Below are 16,432 nucleotides of genomic sequence, written 5' to 3'. Positions count from 1 at the left end.
GGCGGCTGTTCGACGCCAGCCGCAGAGGAGGTACGGATGCGACGCCGACGGATTGTCACCGCCGGACTCACCGCCGCCGCGGTCGGAGTGCTCGCCGCGGTGACCCTGCCGGCCGTTGCCGGCGACGACCCGACCGATGGCGCTAGCCGTGACGCCACCAGCCAGCCGGCCGCCGCGCACGACGACCTCGTCGACGCGCTGCGTCGCGACCTCGGCGGCAGCGCGGCGGACGCCCGGACCCGGCTGGCCACCGAACGCTGGGCCACCCGTACCGTCGACGTCCTGCGCGACGACCTCGACGCTGCTTACGCGGGCGCGTGGATCAGCCAGGACGGCGCCGACCTCGTCGTCGCGGTGACCGACCCCGCACAGCTGGACCGGGTCCGCGCCGCCGGTGCCGAGGCTCGCCTGGTGGCCCGCAGCCAGCAGCAGTTGACCGGCGTGAAGGAGAGCCTGGACCGGGTGGGCGATGCCGCCAGCCCCGACCTGGCCGGCTGGTACGTCGACCTGGCGGACAACACCGTGGTGCTGCTCGCCCGGCCCGGCGCGCAGTCTGCCGCCCGGGACTTCGCCGCCACCGCCGGGGTGCCGGCCGACGCGGTCCGGGTGGACGCCTCCGATGAGGCGCCGGTGCCGCTGTTTGACGTACGCGGCGGCGACCCGTACTTCATCGGTGCCGGTGGACGGTGCTCGGTCGGCTTCTCCGTGGTCGGCGGCTTCGTCACCGCCGGGCACTGCGGCCGGCCCGGCGACACCACCGCCGGGTTCAACCAGCAGGCGCAGGGCGTGTTCCAGACGTCGTCGTTCCCCGGCGACGACTGGGCGTTCGTCGCGGTCGGCGACGACTGGACGCCGCAGCCGGTGGTCAACGACTTCAACGGCAACAACCTGCCGGTCGCCGGTAGCGTGGAAGCGCCGGTAGGTGCCAGCATCTGCCGCTCCGGGTCCACCACTGGAACCCGGTGCGGTGTGATCCGGGCCAAGGACGTCACAGTCAACTATCCGGAGGGTGCGGTCAGCGGGCTGACCCGTACCGACGTCTGCGCCGAACCCGGCGACTCCGGCGGTGCCTGGCTCTCCGGTGACCAGGCGCAGGGCGTCACCTCGGGCGGCTCCGGCAACTGCCGCACCGGGGGCGTCACCTTCTTCCAGCCGCTGGCCGAGATCCTGCAGGTCAACAACCTGACCCTGGTCACCACCGAGGACGGTGCGGCCCCGCCGACCGGCGCGCCGACCGGCGTACCGACGGTCGCGCCGACCCAGCCGGCGGACCCGCCGCAGAGCCCGTGCGCCGACCACACGGTGCTGCGTGACGGCGAACTGACCCGGGCCGGTGGCCGGCAGATTCAGCCGGACGGACGGTTCTTCCGGGCCGGTGCCGGACGGCACAGCGCCTGCCTGCAGACGCCGGCCGGTGCGGCCTTCCGGCTTACGCTGCAACGCTTCACCGCCGACGGCTGGCGCACGGTCGCCCAAGGCGACCGCGCCGGCACCGCGGTGACCCGGTTGAACTTTTCCGGCCCCGCCGGTGCCTACCGATACCGGGTTGAGGCCGGTCAGGGCGTGGGTGGCTACTTCCTCGGGTTCTCGGTGAACTGACCCGCCACCTGCCGCGCCGTCCCCGGGGACCGCCCTCCCCGGGGACGGCGCACTCCCCGTCGCACCCGCTGAGTACGCCTACCCTGTCGACCGCTACCCGGCGCTCGTAGCCTGACCTACGGGGAGGTCACCATGGGCTACGAGCTGCTGACCGCCGTCATCCTGACGGCACACTTCGGGTTCCTCGCCTACCTGGCGGTCGGCGGGTTCCTGGCCTGGCGGTGGCCGCGGACGGTCTGGCTGCACGTGACCGCGGCGGGCTGGGGAGTGCTGGTGGTGGCGGCCAACCTGAGCTGCCCGCTCACCGTGGCCGAACACTGGTCCCGCCGCCGGGCCGGCCAGGTCGGCTTCGACGAGGGGTTCGTCGAGCGCTACCTGACCGGGGTGATCTACCCCGACCAGTACGCCTGGGCGGCCCGGCTGGTGCTGGCCACGGTCGTCGTGGCCAGCTGGGCCGGGGTGCTCAGGGCAGTTCGGCGACGGCGTCGGCGAACTGCGCCCCGGTGATCACCGCCGCGTTCACCAGCGCGGCGAGCTGCGCCCCGCTGACCCCGTAGGCCAGGTCGGTGCTGACGTCGCCGGCCAGAATCAGCTCGCCGGACCCGGTGTCGTGCACGTAGACCTTCGGCAGCAGCCGGTCGTGGTTCCACGAGTTGCAGAACCGGTACGCCTCGGCCAGTCGGTCTGCCGGCAGCCGCCGGTCGGCCAACACCCGGCTGTGCAGCACCCGCTGCTGCTCGCCGAGCCGCTCAAAGTGGATCACCGCGTGGCCCCACTTGCCGCCGACCACCCCGTTGTCGTCGACGAAGTACCGGTCGCCGCGTTCGTTGAGCGCCGCCGTGATGCCTTCCAGGGTCAACGGCGAAACCACGTCCTGGGTGCCGCCCGCCGGCGGTACCCCGATCTCGCCGCCGGTGGTCGGCTGATCGGCCGGCAGCTCGACGGCGTCGGTCAGCGGCTCGGCGGCCAGCCAGCCGGCGATCCGGCGCGACTGGTGGTCGGTGCCGTTGCGGGTGTCGAACCGGCCCGCCAGCTCGGTGGCGGCGGCGGCCAGCTGCGAACCGAGCGTGGCCACCGGCAGGTCGGCGGCCGGCCGGTCGCCGTACTCCGGCCGGTGGATCGTCTCGTCGCCGTGGCCGGCGGCGGCCGCGAGCCGGCAGACCAGGGCACCGGCGGCGGCGAACTCCATCGCCGAGGCGTCGTCGTACGGCCGGTCGAACCATTCCAGATGCTCGGTGAGGATCGCCAGGCCACGCTGGTGCTGACCGACCGACGCGCAGAACCGCAGGTGTTCGGCCAGGTACGGGAAGGCGTCGCGTTCGTGCCGGTGCCGCCGGTACGCCCGCACGTGCGCCTGCGCCGCGTCGGCGTACCGGCCCAGCCGCAGGTACGGCATGATCACCGTGACCAGTGCCTTCTCCGGCTGCTCGGTGCAGCCGACCGCACCGCTGAGCACCGGTTCGACGATCGCCAGCGCCGCCTCCCACTCACCCCAGCCGGCGAGCAGCTCGGCCTGGCGGGACGGGTCGCAGCCGGCGCAGTCGCTGTTCTCGTCTCGTGGGGCCGTGCGCCACCGGTCCAGCCACTGCCGGGCCTGAGCCTCGTCGCCGACGTGGTCGGCGATCTTGCAGCGCAGGTTGTACACCGCCTGCAGGCTCTGCCCGCTGGCGGTGAATCGGCGTTCCATGTCGTCCAGCGCGGCCCGGGTCTGCGCCAGACCCACCCGGGGCGTGCCGCGCAGCGTGGCGACCGCCCACTTGTGGTACCAGCGCAGCAGTTCGGCGTCCCACGGCTCGAACAGTTCCGGATAACGGTCGAAAGTGCTCAGGCACCAGCCGAACGCCGGCAGCATCCGCCAGCGTTCGGTGTGGTGGTTGTACGTCTCGATCAGCGCCATCCGCGCGTCGAAGCCGATCCGTGCCTGCCCGGCCGCGTCGGCGTGCGCGGCGATCCGTTCCAGCTCGGCGATCTTGCCGTCGCCGTCGGGCAGGTCGGTGGCCTCGTCCAGCGCCTGGACCAGCTCCTTGGCGGTCACGGTGTCTCCTCGGTGGGGGTGCCCGGCCCGGCGGCCGGGTCGGTGAAGGCTTGGTCCAGCAGGGCCAGGAAGGACCGGTTGAGCGCGGCGCTGTCCACCGCCCGCAACGGATGGTGACCGGCGAGCAGCGCCTGACCGTACAGCGCCTCGACGGCGTTGCGTAGCGCCGCTCCCGCCGGTTGCCCGGCGAGCCGGCGGATCAGCGGGTGCCGCCAGTTGAAGACCAGCTCCGGGCGGTGGTCGACGTCGACTTCGGCGAACGCGGACAGCACCTCCGACCACAGTTCGTCGGAGCCGGCCACCGCACGGCGCACACTGTCCTGCTCGCGGGCGGCCTGGCCAAGGACGTACAGGGCCGGCACCGTGACCGGGTCGAACTGCCGCAACTGCGGTACGCAGTCCAGTTCGGCCAGCACCGTGCGGGCGGTGGCCAGGAAGGTCTCCGCCACCGCCAACTGCCCCGGCGAGAGGGTCTCCAACCGGGCGGCCAGCTCACCGGGGTCCAGCCGGCGGGTGCGGATCGCCGGGTCCAGCCGGGGCAGGCGCTGCAGGATCTCCGCGTCGTAGGCGTAGCCGGCGTTGACGATCGGCGTACCGGCGGCGGACGCGATCGCGGCCAGTGACCGGAACTCGTCGACCGTCTCCACGTACCGGACCATCGCCAGATGCTGGCGGAACAGCCGCAGCGGCATCATCCCCCGGCTGGTCTCGAACGGCAGCCACGAGTCGACCAGCCGCAGCATCTCGTCGTCGCGGACGGCGAGCGCCTTGACCCCGAGGTGGTGCACCCGCAGGAACGCGGCGAGCCGTTCCGGCTGGCTGACCGACAGCTCCAGCAGCCAGCTGCGGATCTGCTCGCCGAGCCCGTCGCGGACTGCGCCGAGCAGGTCGTCCTCGTAGAGCGCCTCGCGGCTGGCGGTGGGGCGCAGCACGGAGGTGTCGACCACGCACCGGACGAAGAACGCCCACTCGGGCAGCAGTTTGCTGGCGTCGTCGCTGAGCAGCATCCGTTTCAGGTAGACCCGGTGCCCGCCCTGGCTGACCGTTGACGCCGACGGCAGCACGAAGCCGACACCGACCAGCCCGGCTTCCGGTACCCGCAGGTCGATCACGTCCATCGGTCGGGCACCGAGCAGCGTCGCACCGTAGTCCAGCAGCGCCTCCCGGCGGGCCGCCGGGTCGGTGTGGACCACTTCCCACGGGGCCTGCGGCTCGGTCAGCCGGACCGGCTCGCCTCCGGGCGGGCAGAACAGCACCGGGACGTCCAGCAGCCGGGCGTAGTCGCGGACCAGGTCACGGACCTGGTCGGCGGCCAGCCAGTGCCCGGCGTCGGCGCGGGGACGCAGCGTGACGGTGGTGCCGGCCGGTTCGCATGCGGCGTCGTCGACCTCGGTGGTGTAGCGCCCGTCGGCGTACCCAATCCAGCGCACCGCCGGTCCGCCCCGGGCCGACCGGGTCACCACCTCGACGGTGTCGGCGACCATGAAGCACGACAGCAGGCCGATGCCGAACTGGCCGAGGAAGTCCTGCCGGGCGAAGCCCAGGTCGTCTCGTTTGGAGGTACGCCCGACGCTGGCCAGAAAGGTGTGCACCTGCGGTTCGGTCAGGCCGATGCCATCGTCGTGCACCCGCAGGCCACCGTCGGCGGTGGGCTCGATCCGGACGGTACCGCCGGCCCAGCCGGGCTCGGCCTCGCGCCGGGCGGTGATCGCGTCGGTGGCGTTCTGCACCAGCTCCCGGGCGAACACCCGAGGGCTGGCGTACAGGTGGTGGCTGAGCAGGTCGACGATGCCGCGCAGGTCGACCTGAAAACGGTGTTCCATCCGGATCAGTCCGCCAATTCGGTGACGGCGTCGCTGACCTGGCAACCGGTGGCGATCCCGCAGTCGAGCAGGTGATCGAGCTGCGGGGCGCTGACGCCACGTTCCAACGCGGTGATCAGCTCACCGCAGACCCGGGCGGTGCCGTCGTCGTCGACGTGGACGAAGGTCTTGGGCCACAGCCGGTCGTGGTTCCACTCGTTGCAGAAGGCGTACAGCGCGGGCACGTCGTCCACGGTGAACAGGGTCGACGCGATGGTCCGTACCCGCAGCACCTCGCCGTTGGGCCCGAGCGGAGAGAACACGATCAGGTTGTCGTTCCACCGGCCGACCAGGTCGCCGTCGGAGTCGGCCTGAAAGTGGTAACCACGGGCGGTGAGAGTCTCGGCGATCATCGCGGTGGTCAGCGGCCGCAGCACCTGCATCGCACCACCGCCGGAGGGCGCGTCGGGCAGGTGGTCTGGGTCCGGCGGGGGCATGCGGTGGTCCTTTCGGTACGGCACGTCGGACGGCGGGCCTCGCGCTCCGGTCGGGAGCCGGCGCGCGGACGGCCGGCGATGTCCGGACGGGGGTCCGGCGACGGACGGCGTCGTCGTGGCCCGGGGGACAATAGGGGCCGTTCGGAATGGTGGCACAGCCGCGCCGCCCTGCGCGGTTCGGACACGACCCGGAAAAGCGAGGGTTTGTATGCCGGCGGGGTTACCGTGGGACTCTATGGCCGGCCGAACCTCCCAGGCGAATCGGCGGCGTGGCGGGTCGACCAGCCGCGGCGCCGCGACCGGTCGTGCCCGGACCCCGGCCCGCAAGCGCCCGACGGCCCGGCGGCGCCCGGCCCGCAACTCGCCGGCGGTCCTGGTCGGTCGCGCGGTCGGCGCCACCTGGATGGGGCTGGCACACGGCGTCGGCTGGGCGGTGCGTACCGCCGGCCGTCAGGCGGCCACTGCGCGCGAGTTGAGCCCGGAGCACCGGCGTGACGGTGCCGGGCTGTTCGTACTCGGCCTGGCCATCCTCACCTCGATGGCGATCTGGTTCGGCGCGGCCGGTCCGTTCGGGGTCCGCGTCGCGGACATGATGCGGCTGTTCGTCGGCGCGATCGCGGTCGCCGTGCCGTTGCTGCTGCTGATCGGCGCGGTCCGGCTGATGCGTGACCCACCGGAGGAGCCGGAACCCCGGGGCCGCGGGCTGGTCGGCTGGTCGGCGATGCTGGTCGCCACGGCGGGGCTGCTGCACATCGGCCAACGCCCCGACGACGACCTGAAGCGTGACTACGCCGGCGGGCTGATCGGGCTCGGCGTCGGCACGGTACTGGAGCGCACGGTCAGCTACTGGGTCGGCGTACCGCTGCTGATCCTGCTGCTGATCTTCGGTCTGCTGGTCGTCACCGCCACTCCGATCAACCGGATCCCGGAGCGGCTCGGGCTGCTCGCCGGGGTGGTGACCGGGCGGGGGCCGGAGTCTGGTTCGACCTCGGCCGACGCCGGTGACGACGACACCGCTGGCGGCGACACCGCTGGCGACGAGCGGACCCGCCGCCGACCGCCGCGCCGCCGGCAGGCCAGCCGGACGGCCGACGCCCTGCCGGCACCGTCGGCCGGTGACGACGGTGCCCCGGCAGAGCCGTTCGATCTGCAGGAGACGATGGAGCTGCCGCGCCGGCCGGCGGCGAAGGTGCCGACCACCCGCACCCCGCCGGAGCCGCCGGAGCATTCCCTGACCCCGACCCGCGCCGAGCAGCTGGCAATCACCGGGCTGTCCGGGGATTATCGCCTGCCGCCGGCCAAACTGCTGCGGACCGGGCCACCGGCGAAGACCCGCAGCAAGGCCAACGATGAGGTGATCGCCGCGCTGCAGGGGGTGTTCGAGCAGTTCGACGTCGACGCGGCGGTCACCGGGTTCACCCGTGGCCCGACGGTGACCCGCTACGAGGTGGAGCTCGGCCACGGGGTCAAGGTGGAGCGGATCACCCAGCTCTCCCGCAACATCGCGTACGCGGTGAAGTCACCGGACGTGCGGATCCTCAGCCCGATCCCGGGCAAGAGCGCGGTCGGCGTGGAGATCCCGAACACCGACCGGGAGGACGTGTCGCTCGGTGACGTGCTGCGCTCCCGGGCCGCCAGCGCCGACCACCACCCGATGTTGGTGGCGCTCGGCAAGGACATCGAGGGCGGCTTCGTGGTGGCCAACCTGGCGAAGATGCCGCATATCCTGATCGCCGGGGCGACCGGCGCCGGCAAGTCGTCCTGCCTGAACTCGCTGCTCATCTCGATCCTCAGCCGGGCCACCCCGGACGAGGTACGGCTGCTGCTGATCGACCCCAAACGGGTCGAGATGACCGGGTACGAAGGCATCCCGCACCTGGTCACTCCGATCGTGACCAACCCCAAGAAGGCGGCCGAGTCGCTGGAGTGGGTGGTACGCGAGATGGACATGCGCTACGACGACCTGGCCGCGAACGGCGTCCGGCACATCGACGACTACAACCGCAAGGTACGGGCCGGGGAGATCACCGCTCCCCCCGGCAGCGAGCGGGAGATCCGGCCGTACCCGTACCTGCTGGTGATCGTCGACGAGCTGGCCGACCTGATGATGGTCGCCCCCCGGGACGTGGAGGACTCGGTCGTCCGGATCACCCAGCTCGCCCGGGCCGCCGGCATCCACCTGGTGCTGGCCACCCAGCGGCCGTCGGTGGACGTGGTGACCGGCCTCATCAAGGCGAACGTGCCGTCCCGGCTGGCCTTCGCCACGTCGTCGCTGTCCGACTCGCGGGTCATCCTGGACCAGCCGGGCGCCGAGAAGCTGATTGGCCGGGGCGACGGCCTGTTCCTGCCGATGGGGGCGTCGAAACCGCTGCGCATCCAGGGTGCCTGGGTCAGTGAGAAGGAGATCGACGAGATCGTCGCCTTCTGCAAGAAGCAGCGCGAGCCGGAGTTCCGCCCCGACGTGCTCACCACCGCCCAGGAGAACAAGAAGAAAATTGACGAGGACGTCGGCGACGACCTCGACCTGCTGGTCCAGGCGATCGAGCTGGTGGTGACCTCGCAGTTCGGGTCGACCTCGATGCTGCAGCGCAAACTGCGGGTCGGGTTCGCCAAAGCGGGCCGGTTGATGGATCTGATGGAGACCCGGGGCATCGTCGGGCCGTCCGAGGGTTCCAAGGCCCGCGACGTCCTGGTCAAGCCGGACGAGCTGGAGGACGCGCTGGCGAGTCTGCGGGCCGTCGAGGCGAGCTGACCGCACTGGTACGGTCGGCTGACCGATCTGATCGTCCGGCACCGCGCCGCCCGGCCGCCGTACGTTAATGGCCCGGTACCCTCGTCAGGTGTCTGCTTTTCCCCCGCCTCCCGCCCAACCGCCCGGCCGGCGCGTCGCCCTGCTCACCCTGGGGTGTGCCCGCAACGAGGTCGACTCGGAGGAGTTGGCCGCCCGGCTGGACGCCGACGGCTGGCAGGTGACCACCGACGCCGACGGTGCCGACGTGGTGCTCGTCAACACCTGCGGCTTCGTCGAGAAGGCCAAGCAGGACTCGGTGCAGACGCTGCTCGACGCCGCGGACGGTGGGGCCAAGGTGGTGGCCGCCGGCTGCATGGCCGAACGGTACGGCCGGGAACTCGCCGAGCACCTGCCGGAGGCGCAGGCCGTCCTCGGCTTCGACGACTACCCGGATATCGCCGGCCGGCTGCGGGCGGTGCTGGCCGGCGAGCAGCTGCCCGCACACGCGCCCCGGGACCGCCGCACGATGCTGCCGTTGACCCCGGTTTCCCGGCAACGCTCCGGTGTCGTCGTGCCCGGTCACGCGACGGTCGACGAGCACACCCCCGCGCACCTTCGCGCGGTCCTGCGGCGTCGGCTGGCCAGCGGCCCGGTGGCGTCGCTGAAACTGGCCAGCGGCTGTGACCGCCGGTGCGCCTTCTGCGCCATCCCAGCGTTCCGGGGGGCGTTCGTCTCCCGCATTCCCGAGGAGCTGCTGGCCGAGGCCGAGTGGCTGGCCGGCACCGGCGTTCGGGAACTCGTGCTGGTGAGCGAGAACTCGACCTCGTACGGCAAGGATCTGGGCGATCCGCGGCTGTTGGAGAAGCTGCTGCCACAGCTGGCCGCCGTCGACGGCATCGTCCGGGTGCGGGTCAGCTACCTGCAGCCGGCAGAGACCCGTCCGGGCCTGATCGAGACGATCGCCACCACGGCCGGCGTGGCACCGTACTTCGACCTGTCCTTCCAACACGCCAGTGAGCCGGTACTGCGCCGGATGCGGCGCTTCGGCTCCACCGGGCGGTTCCTCGACCTGCTGGCCTCGGCCCGGTCACTGGCGCCGCAGGCCGGCGCGCGAAGCAACTTCATCGTCGGGTTCCCCGGCGAGACCCGATCGGACGTCGACGAACTGGTCCGGTTCCTGTCGGCGGCCCGGTTGGACGCAATCGGGGTGTTCGACTACAGCGACGAGGACGGCACCGAGGCCGCTGGACTACCCGACAAGGTACGGGCCGCCACGGTGAAGCGGCGCTACGACCGGATCTGTGCGCTGGCCGACGAGTTGTGCGCGCAGCGGGCCGAGGAACGGGTCGGCACGTCGGTGGAGGTGCTGGTCGACAGCGTCGACGACGGGCTGGTGGAGGGTCGGGCCGCGCACCAGGCGCCGGAAGTGGACGGGTCGACGACGCTGGTGGCCGGCGCTGCCGCCGCCACCGGAGCCGGGGTCGACCTCGCCATGCTGCGCCCCGGCGACCTGGTCCGGGCGACGGTGACCGGGACCGAAGGGGTCGACCTGGTGGCAGTGCCGAGTGACGTGCTCTCGTCCGGTACGGCCGACCGGCCGCTCTCCACCGCGGTCAGGTGAGCTGATGACCGAGCCGGGCGCCTCCGCCGGTCCGCGTACCGCCGTCGCCGCAGTGCCGGTGGTCAACGCGGCCAACGCGCTCACCGGGCTACGCATGGTGCTGGTGCCGGTCTTCGTGGTCTTCGTGGTTCTCTCCGGGATGACCCATCCGGGCTGGCGGACCGCCGCCTGCCTGACGTTCGTCGTCGCGTCGGCGACCGACCTGATCGACGGCTGGATCGCCCGCCGGTACGCCTTGGTGACGTCGTTCGGCAAGGTCGCGGACCCGATCGCCGACAAGGCGCTGACCGGCACCGCGCTGGTACTGCTGTCCTGGTACGACCTGGTGCCCTGGTGGGTGACCGGGCTGATCCTGGTGCGTGAGTGGGGGGTCACGCTGATCCGGTTCTGGGTGCTGCGGCACGGGGTGATCGCGGCGAGCCGGGGCGGCAAGGCGAAGACGGCGCTGCAGATCACGGCGATCGTCTGGTACCTGCTACCGCTGCCATCGGTGCTTGCCGCGGTCGCTCCGTGGATCATGGCGGCTGCGCTGCTGGTCACCGTGGCGACCGGGCTGGACTACCTGGTCCGCGCGTTGCGGCTGCGCCGTACCGGGCCGGGCCGGTGACTTCGGCCGAGTCGGACCGGATGCCTCCGGCCGGCGCACCAGCGGGCGGGCGGCCGGCGCCGGACGGCGGCGATCTCGGCCTCGGGCGGTCGGCCAGCGGTAGCCCGGCGGCGGCGGTCGTGCACGCCCTGGCCGAGCGGGGCGAGACGCTGGCGGTCGTCGAGTCGCTCACTGGTGGCTTGCTGGCGTCCGCCCTGGTCGAGGTTGCCGGGGCGAGCCTGGTCTTCCGCGGCGGGCTGGTCGTGTACGCCACCGACCTGAAGCGCACCCTGGCCGGCGTGCCGGAGCGGTTGCTCGCCGACCGCGGACCGGTCGACCCGGACGTCGCGGTCGCCATGGCCCGGGGTGCCCGCATCCGGTGCGCCGCCGAGTGGGCGCTGGCGACCACCGGGGTGGCCGGCCCACAGCCGCAGGGCGGCAAGCCGGTCGGGCGGGTCTACGTCGCCCTGGCCGGTCCGGCTGGCGTGCACCAGGTCCGGCGGTTGGACCTCGGTGGTGGTCGAGATGCGGTACGCAGGTCGAGCGTGACCGCTGCCCTGCGGCTGCTGACGACGCAACTGCACGCCACGCGGTCCTGAGCGGGGGACACCCGGGACGCCGAGCGGATATAACTGACATCTGACTCTGATCGCCCTGTCGGTCCCGATTCGTGCTCTCGGTGGGGTGTCGATCGGGTGACGAACGGATAAGGTTGCGGGAAGCCTCCGGCACTCGCCGGCCGGTCCCGGACAGGGGGAGGTGCGATGGTCCTGCTACGCCGCGTTATCGGTGACGCGCTGCGTGCCCGCCGGCAGGGTCAGCGCCGGACTCTGCGCGAGGTCTCCACCGCCGCGAACGTCAGCCTCGGCTACCTCTCCGAGGTCGAGCGCGGCCAGAAGGAAGCCTCGAGTGAGCTGCTCGCTGCGATCTGCGACGCGTTGGGTGCTCAGCTGTCCGAGCTGCTGCGTGACGTGAGCCACACCGTCGCCGTCGCCGAGCAGCGGCAGGGCCTGCTGGTTCCGTTTCCCGAGCAGTCCCCGACGTCGCCCGTCGCGTCGCCCGAGCGGGCCCTGGAGGAGCGGCCGAGCCACAGCGAGGTTCTGCGCTCCGCCTCGGACGGCGCTGTCGGGACGGCCGAGCGAGGCGACGCTTCGGTGCACCAGGTCGCCACCGAGGACGGGGTGACCGTCTCGGTCCGCAGCGACTCGCCGCTCAAGACGACGCTGCGGGCCTCCCGGCGGGTGTCGAACACCGGCGGTCGGGACCGTGACGTCGTCTGCGCCGCCTGAGCCGCGGCCGATCGAGCGGCAGGGTGCTGCCGGATCCTGGGCTCGCCACCGCTGGATCCGGGACACTAAGGTTGACCCTCAACCGGCCCACCCTGCCGGATCCCACCGACGGCGGCCTAAGCGGTGGCGACGGCCTGGGACGATGGTAGGGGTGCCGGCGCACCGTACCGCCCGGGTCGGGCCGCCGTGACCGCCTGACCGTTCGCGCCGCTAGTGAGGGGATACCGCAGAGATGGCGAACCCGTTCGTCAAGGGTTGGCGCTACCTGATGGCGCTGTTCGGCGCCAAGATAGATGAGCACGCCGACCCCAAGGTGCAGATCCAGCAGGCGATCGAGGACGCCCAGCGCCAGCACCAGGCACTGGTTCAGCAGGCCGCTGCGGTGATCGGCAACCAGCGACAGCTGGAAATGAAGCTCTCCCGGCAGATGAGCGAGGTCGAGCGACTGCAGGGGATGGCCCGGCAGGCGCTGGTGCTGGCCGACAAGGCCCGTGCCGAGGGCGACGAGGCGGAGGCGAACAAGTACGAGCAGACCGCCCAGACTCTCGCCACCCAGCTGGTCTCCGGCGAGCAGTCGATGGAGGACCTCAAGACCCTGCACGACCAGTCGTTGGCCGCCGCCGCCCAGGCCCGTCAGGCGGTGGAGAACAATCAGATGATTCTGCAGCAGAAGCTGGCCGAGCGGACCAAACTGCTGAGCCAGCTTGAACAGGCCAAGATGCAGGAGACCGTGGCCTCGTCGCTGGAGTCGATGTCGGCGCTCGCCGCGCCGAAGAACACGCCGTCGCTCGATGAGGTGCGGGACAAGATCGAGCAGCGCTACGCCACCGCGATGGGCCGGGCCGAGCTGGCTGGCAACTCTGTCGAGGGGCGGATGCTCGAGGTGCAGAAGTCCACCCTCGACATGGCCGGTTCGTCGCGGCTCGATCAGATCAGGGCCAGCATGGCAGGAGAGAAGCTTGCCGGGGCACCGCCAGGGCCGGCGGTCGAGCAGGCCCCGGCCGGTGTGGACAGTACGGCAGGCGCGGACACCGCCAGTGTCGCCCGCCTCGACCAGCTCCGTGCCTCGATGGCGAAGGACAAGAACACCGGTGACGCCTCCGCCGCCGGCTGACCATCGGGCCGGGCGCCCGGTGACCGACCCGGTTCAGCCGGTGCCGTAGGCAACCCGGGCCGGGGTGGTGGCGTCTCCGGCCGGCTTCGTCCGAGGGGGAGGGAAGGAGCAACGGTGGTGGATCCACGGGCCCGTTACTTCCGCAGGCTGCGTCGCCTGCGTCGGGGCGCCCGCCGGTGGACCGTGCTTGCTGGCGGCTTCGGTGGCGCGGCGGCGGTCCTGCTGCCGTACGCGGGGGTCAGCCCGGTCGACGCGGTGTGGGCGGCGGCGGCCGGTGCCAGCACGGCGTTGGCCTTCTGGCGCTGGTCCGATCTGCGGGCGCTGGCCGGGCAACCGCCGCCCCCCGAGCCGGATCCGGCCATCGCCGCCGAACAGGCCCGGCTAAAGCTGGTCGCCACCGTCGAGCGGATTCCGCTCGGCCGGGCCGCCGTCGGCGAGGTACGCCGACAGCAGGCGCTGCTGGAGTTGCGCGGAACGGCGGCGGCGGGCGTCTGGACCCGGCTGGACCGGGCCGCGCGTACCCTCGCCGGGCTGGTGCCGCGGCTGACCGGGCCGGGCGAGTCCGCCCAGCTCGAAGCCGCAGTGGCCGAGCAGTCCCTGCGCGACCTGGCGTACCGAGTGGCCAGCGTGGAGAAAGCGGTACGGCTGGCTCCGGCCGACGCCGGGTTGGCCAACTCGCACCGGGTGCTCGTCGAGCAGCTGGAAGCCGGCACCATCGCCTACGAAGGCCTGGTCGCGGCCGCCGCCAACTACGTCGCCGAGGACGGTCGGGCGATCGGGCAGCACCCGTCGGTGAGCCGGCTCACCGAGGCCGGTGATCTGCTGCGGGGGGTTGCCGCCGGGCTGGCGGAGCTGCGCCAGCCACCGGACCCGGCTGGCACGTCGGGCACCAGTAGGTGACCCGCCCCGCCGACTCGGTGCGTCGCACCGCCGTACCGCAGCGCCGGCACGGCCGCCGCCAGCGGCCGTACACGTAGGTGGCCTCCCCGGGCAGGCCGGTGATGCTGCGGCTGGCCCGCCCCCGGTTGGCGACCAGCAGCCGGCGTGCCAGGTCGACGACGGCGGCCAGGTCCGGCACCTCGCGGACCGGCGTACCGGGCGCGACACCACGCAGGAACAGCAACTCGCAGGCGTAGACATTGCCTATCCCGGCGAGATTGCGCTGGTCGAGCAGCGCCTCGGCGACAGGCGTATCGGGCCGAGCGGCGAGCCGGCGGACCGCTTCGGTCGCGTCCCAGTCGGCACCGAGCAGATCCGGCCCCAGCCCGGCGGTGAGTTCCGGCTCCCGTTCCGTCGCCATCAGCATCAGCTCGTGCAGGTGGTAGCCGACGGCGACGGATTCACCGGTGCGCAGCACCACACGGATCAGGTGTGCCGGCCGGGCCGCCCAGCGCTGCCCGACCCGGTAGGTCCGCCAACTGCCGTCCATCCGCAGATGAGAGTGCAGGGTGTACCGCCGGTCGTCGGGTGCCGCGAGCCGCAGCAGCAGGTGCTTGCCACGGCTCACGCAGCCCAGCACGGCCCAGCCGGACAGGTCGGTGGTCGCGAGCCGGGGGATCCGGAAGTCGCTGCCGGTGAGAAGCCGGCCGGCCAGCACTTCCCGCAGCCGGTAAGCGGTGTTCCAGACGGTGTCGCCTTCAGGCACGACCACAATCCTGCCGCAGGTCGTGACCGGGCGGGCCGGATCGCGCCGACTGCCCCGGGTCGGATAGTCGGCCGGATAGCCGACTGCCCGGGCCGGATAGTCGGCCCGGGCAGTCGGGTGACGATAACTTCTAGTAGCGTCGTCGGAACACGGCGAAGGTGGCAGCGGTGCCGAGCGCCAGCGCGCCAATCAGCACCACCCAGATCGTCGTCGAGTTGACGCCGTTGCTGAGCTCGGCGTTGGCCTGGACCGCAGCGATGAGGCTGTCGTCAACAGGTGCCGGCACGGCCACCGGGGGGAGCTCGCCGTACCGCACCAGACCGGTGCTCTCCAGCAGCGACATGTGGGTCTGGACGAAGCCGTTGGCGTCCTGCGCGAGCTGGCGGACGACGTCGTTGCGGGTGCTCGCCCGGACCGCACCGATGACTGGGAAGATGTTGCCGTGGGCGGCGCGGAGCCGTTCGACGAAGATCCGGTCGAACCGGGCGCCCTCCGAGATCTTCATCTCGTTGACCCAACCCTGCTGGGTGGGGGTCGGGTCGGTGGGCAGCTCCACGCCCAGCTGGTTCGCCGCCTCGACCACCAGCAGGTCGAGCTCGATATGCTGCTCGGCGATCGCGGCGCCGACCTCGCGGACCCGTTGCGTGCTGCCCTTTTCCGCCGCCAGCTGACCGGCGGGAATCTCCCACAGCCCGGCGAGCCGGACCCCGTTGAGTAGCTGGATGTCGGTGGCGGCGAGCTGGGTCGCCCCTGAGGGCTGGGCGAGCGCGACGCCGGGCAGTGCGAGCAGCCCGGCGACGAGACCCACCAGGACCACTGTCAGCCGGCGTGGGGTGTGTGCCGCAGATCGTGCCCGGGCCATAGTGTCTCAACCTCCGAGTGGGGTCGACAGAGCGGTTGGTGATCGATCAGAACGTTATGTCGAATACCGCCCCCGCGTCAATGCCGCCGGCTTGGAATCCGCAGAAAGAAAGAAACGTTCAATCATTTCCTGTGGCTAATCTGACTCAACTCGCCGGCATCGTCCGTTCGGCTGATGCCGGCGGTTCAACATCGAGGTCACCGGGGGTTTTCACCCAGTGCGAATCTGGCCGCTTGACATACCACGGCAGGAGTGCGGTTTGTGGCGCCGCGGTAACAGAGTGCCGACACCGTAGCAGAGTATCGGCCCATTCCTCACCCGGCGGATCACTGGAATCGCTACGGAGACTCGTCAGGACGCGGGGGCCGGACGATGTCGGCGTACCGCAGATGGCTGGCACCGTAGATTGCGAAGTTGAGCCGGGCATGGGACAGGCTCAAGTCGCCGTTCGGCCCGCCGCGCACCACCTCAGCGTCGTCATCGCCCTGGCCGTCGTCGGTCCAGAAGCAGACGGGGCAGGTGGTGCATCCGGTCCGGTAGCCACAGCAGGGGCATCTGTCGACGGAGTACGGGACCACCCGCTAAGCCTTCCACAGGAACGTTTCGGGCATGTGCCTGAGGTACCCCGTCGGCGGTCCGTCGGCAGCGCAC

At 71.9% G+C, this 16,432-nt stretch carries 14 protein-coding genes and 2 pseudogenes; 10 read left to right on the top strand and 6 right to left on the bottom strand.

The features are described 5' to 3' along the window. Positions 1-36: 36 nt before the first annotated feature. Both ACFHWU_RS08265 and ACFHWU_RS08260 read left to right on the top strand, forming a co-directional pair. The gene (locus ACFHWU_RS08265; RefSeq protein ID WP_416552870.1) at positions 37-1,599 is read left to right on the top strand and encodes a S1 family peptidase; all 1,563 of its coding nucleotides are present in this window, start codon (positions 37-39) and stop codon (positions 1,597-1,599) included. Positions 1,600-1,731: 132 nt separating this feature from the next. Beyond that, positions 1,732-2,106: a DUF2784 domain-containing protein gene (locus ACFHWU_RS08260; protein ID WP_416568149.1), complete on the top strand. Its 375-nt coding sequence runs from the start codon at positions 1,732-1,734 to the stop codon at positions 2,104-2,106. Here the strand turns inward: ACFHWU_RS08260 and ACFHWU_RS08255 are convergent. Genes ACFHWU_RS08255 through ACFHWU_RS08245 form a run of 3 tightly spaced genes read right to left on the bottom strand, consistent with a single transcriptional unit; the run spans position 2,063 to position 5,933 of the window. Continuing rightward, positions 2,063-3,634 (bottom strand): YbjN domain-containing protein, encoded by a 1,572-nt coding sequence (locus ACFHWU_RS08255; RefSeq protein ID WP_416552866.1) that lies wholly within the window; start codon positions 3,632-3,634, stop codon positions 2,063-2,065. The genes ACFHWU_RS08260 and ACFHWU_RS08255 overlap by 44 nt on opposite strands. Further along, positions 3,631-5,457 carry an HSP90 family protein gene (locus tag ACFHWU_RS08250; protein ID WP_416590216.1) on the bottom strand — a complete coding sequence of 609 codons (1,827 nt, stop codon included), beginning with the start codon at positions 5,455-5,457 and terminating at the stop codon, positions 3,631-3,633. The genes ACFHWU_RS08255 and ACFHWU_RS08250 overlap by 4 nt, the downstream gene beginning before the upstream one ends. A 5-nt stretch (positions 5,458-5,462) precedes the next feature. After that, complete coding sequence (locus ACFHWU_RS08245) at positions 5,463-5,933, bottom strand: YbjN domain-containing protein (protein WP_416552862.1); 471 nt, start codon at positions 5,931-5,933, stop codon at positions 5,463-5,465. 235 nt (positions 5,934-6,168) lie between these two features. Here ACFHWU_RS08245 and ACFHWU_RS08240 point away from each other — a divergent pair. From ACFHWU_RS08240 to pspM, 8 genes and pseudogenes are all read left to right on the top strand, one after another. Then, positions 6,169-6,897, top strand: a pseudogene (locus tag ACFHWU_RS08240) (DNA translocase FtsK 4TM domain-containing protein); the annotation flags it as partial. A 93-nt stretch (positions 6,898-6,990) separates the two neighbouring features. Next, positions 6,991-8,685 (top strand): annotated as a pseudogene (locus ACFHWU_RS08235) (DNA translocase FtsK); the annotation flags it as partial. A 67-nt stretch (positions 8,686-8,752) separates the two neighbouring features. After that, a complete protein-coding gene (rimO, locus tag ACFHWU_RS08230) occupies positions 8,753-10,285 on the top strand; it encodes a 30S ribosomal protein S12 methylthiotransferase RimO (protein ID WP_416590215.1) in 1,533 nt (510 codons plus the stop codon). 4 nt (positions 10,286-10,289) lie between these two features. Further along, positions 10,290-10,892, top strand: a complete 603-nt coding sequence (gene pgsA, locus ACFHWU_RS08225; RefSeq protein WP_416590214.1) for a CDP-diacylglycerol--glycerol-3-phosphate 3-phosphatidyltransferase — start codon at positions 10,290-10,292, stop codon at positions 10,890-10,892. A gap of 20 nt (positions 10,893-10,912) precedes the next feature. Further along, positions 10,913-11,470, top strand: coding sequence for a CinA family protein (locus ACFHWU_RS08220; RefSeq protein ID WP_416590287.1), 558 nt, complete (start codon positions 10,913-10,915; stop codon positions 11,468-11,470). A gap of 165 nt (positions 11,471-11,635) precedes the next feature. Beyond that, on the top strand, positions 11,636-12,160 hold the full coding sequence (locus ACFHWU_RS08215) for a helix-turn-helix domain-containing protein (RefSeq protein WP_416552856.1): 525 nt from the start codon (positions 11,636-11,638) through the stop codon (positions 12,158-12,160). A 232-nt stretch (positions 12,161-12,392) separates the two neighbouring features. Next, positions 12,393-13,274 carry a PspA/IM30 family protein gene (locus tag ACFHWU_RS08210; RefSeq protein WP_416552854.1) on the top strand — a complete coding sequence of 294 codons (882 nt, stop codon included), beginning with the start codon at positions 12,393-12,395 and terminating at the stop codon, positions 13,272-13,274. Between the two features lie 114 nt (positions 13,275-13,388). Next, entirely contained in the window at positions 13,389-14,174 is a 786-nt protein-coding gene (gene pspM, locus ACFHWU_RS08205; RefSeq protein ID WP_416552852.1) for a phage shock envelope stress response protein PspM, read from the top strand. Here the strand turns inward: pspM and ACFHWU_RS08200 are convergent. From ACFHWU_RS08200 to ACFHWU_RS08190, 3 genes are all read right to left on the bottom strand, one after another. Continuing rightward, a complete protein-coding gene (locus ACFHWU_RS08200) occupies positions 14,077-14,919 on the bottom strand; it encodes a DNA-formamidopyrimidine glycosylase family protein (RefSeq protein WP_416552850.1) in 843 nt (280 codons plus the stop codon). The two genes, pspM and ACFHWU_RS08200, sit on opposite strands and share 98 nt — an antisense overlap. Before the next feature lie 130 nt (positions 14,920-15,049). After that, positions 15,050-15,781, bottom strand: a complete 732-nt coding sequence (locus ACFHWU_RS08195; protein WP_416590213.1) for a DUF4142 domain-containing protein — start codon at positions 15,779-15,781, stop codon at positions 15,050-15,052. A 338-nt stretch (positions 15,782-16,119) separates the two neighbouring features. Next, entirely contained in the window at positions 16,120-16,359 is a 240-nt protein-coding gene (locus ACFHWU_RS08190) for a CPCC family cysteine-rich protein (RefSeq protein WP_282229947.1), read from the bottom strand. Between the last annotated feature and the right edge of the window lie 73 nt (positions 16,360-16,432).

The organism is Micromonospora sp. LOL_015, from assembly GCF_048060275.1.
GTDB lineage: Bacteria > Actinomycetota > Actinomycetes > Mycobacteriales > Micromonosporaceae > Micromonospora_E.
This window is presented reverse-complemented; position numbering and strand designations above follow the sequence as displayed.

What these genes read in the sequence shown, in the direction of transcription:
- ACFHWU_RS08195 (WP_416590213.1), bottom strand. Translation starts at nt 15,781, where the DNA reads ATGGCCCGGGCACGATCTGCGGCACACACCCCACGCCGGCTGACAGTG.
- rimO (WP_416590215.1), top strand. Translation starts at nt 8,753, where the DNA reads ATGGCCCGGTACCCTCGTCAGGTGTCTGCTTTTCCCCCGCCTCCCGCC.
- ACFHWU_RS08220 (WP_416590287.1), top strand. Translation starts at nt 10,913, where the DNA reads ATGCCTCCGGCCGGCGCACCAGCGGGCGGGCGGCCGGCGCCGGACGGC.
- pgsA (WP_416590214.1), top strand. Translation starts at nt 10,290, where the DNA reads ATGACCGAGCCGGGCGCCTCCGCCGGTCCGCGTACCGCCGTCGCCGCA.
- ACFHWU_RS08245 (WP_416552862.1), bottom strand. Translation starts at nt 5,933, where the DNA reads ATGCCCCCGCCGGACCCAGACCACCTGCCCGACGCGCCCTCCGGCGGT.
- ACFHWU_RS08260 (WP_416568149.1), top strand. Translation starts at nt 1,732, where the DNA reads ATGGGCTACGAGCTGCTGACCGCCGTCATCCTGACGGCACACTTCGGG.
- ACFHWU_RS08250 (WP_416590216.1), bottom strand. Translation starts at nt 5,457, where the DNA reads ATGGAACACCGTTTTCAGGTCGACCTGCGCGGCATCGTCGACCTGCTC.
- ACFHWU_RS08210 (WP_416552854.1), top strand. Translation starts at nt 12,393, where the DNA reads ATGGCGAACCCGTTCGTCAAGGGTTGGCGCTACCTGATGGCGCTGTTC.
- ACFHWU_RS08265 (WP_416552870.1), top strand. Translation starts at nt 37, where the DNA reads ATGCGACGCCGACGGATTGTCACCGCCGGACTCACCGCCGCCGCGGTC.
- ACFHWU_RS08215 (WP_416552856.1), top strand. Translation starts at nt 11,636, where the DNA reads ATGGTCCTGCTACGCCGCGTTATCGGTGACGCGCTGCGTGCCCGCCGG.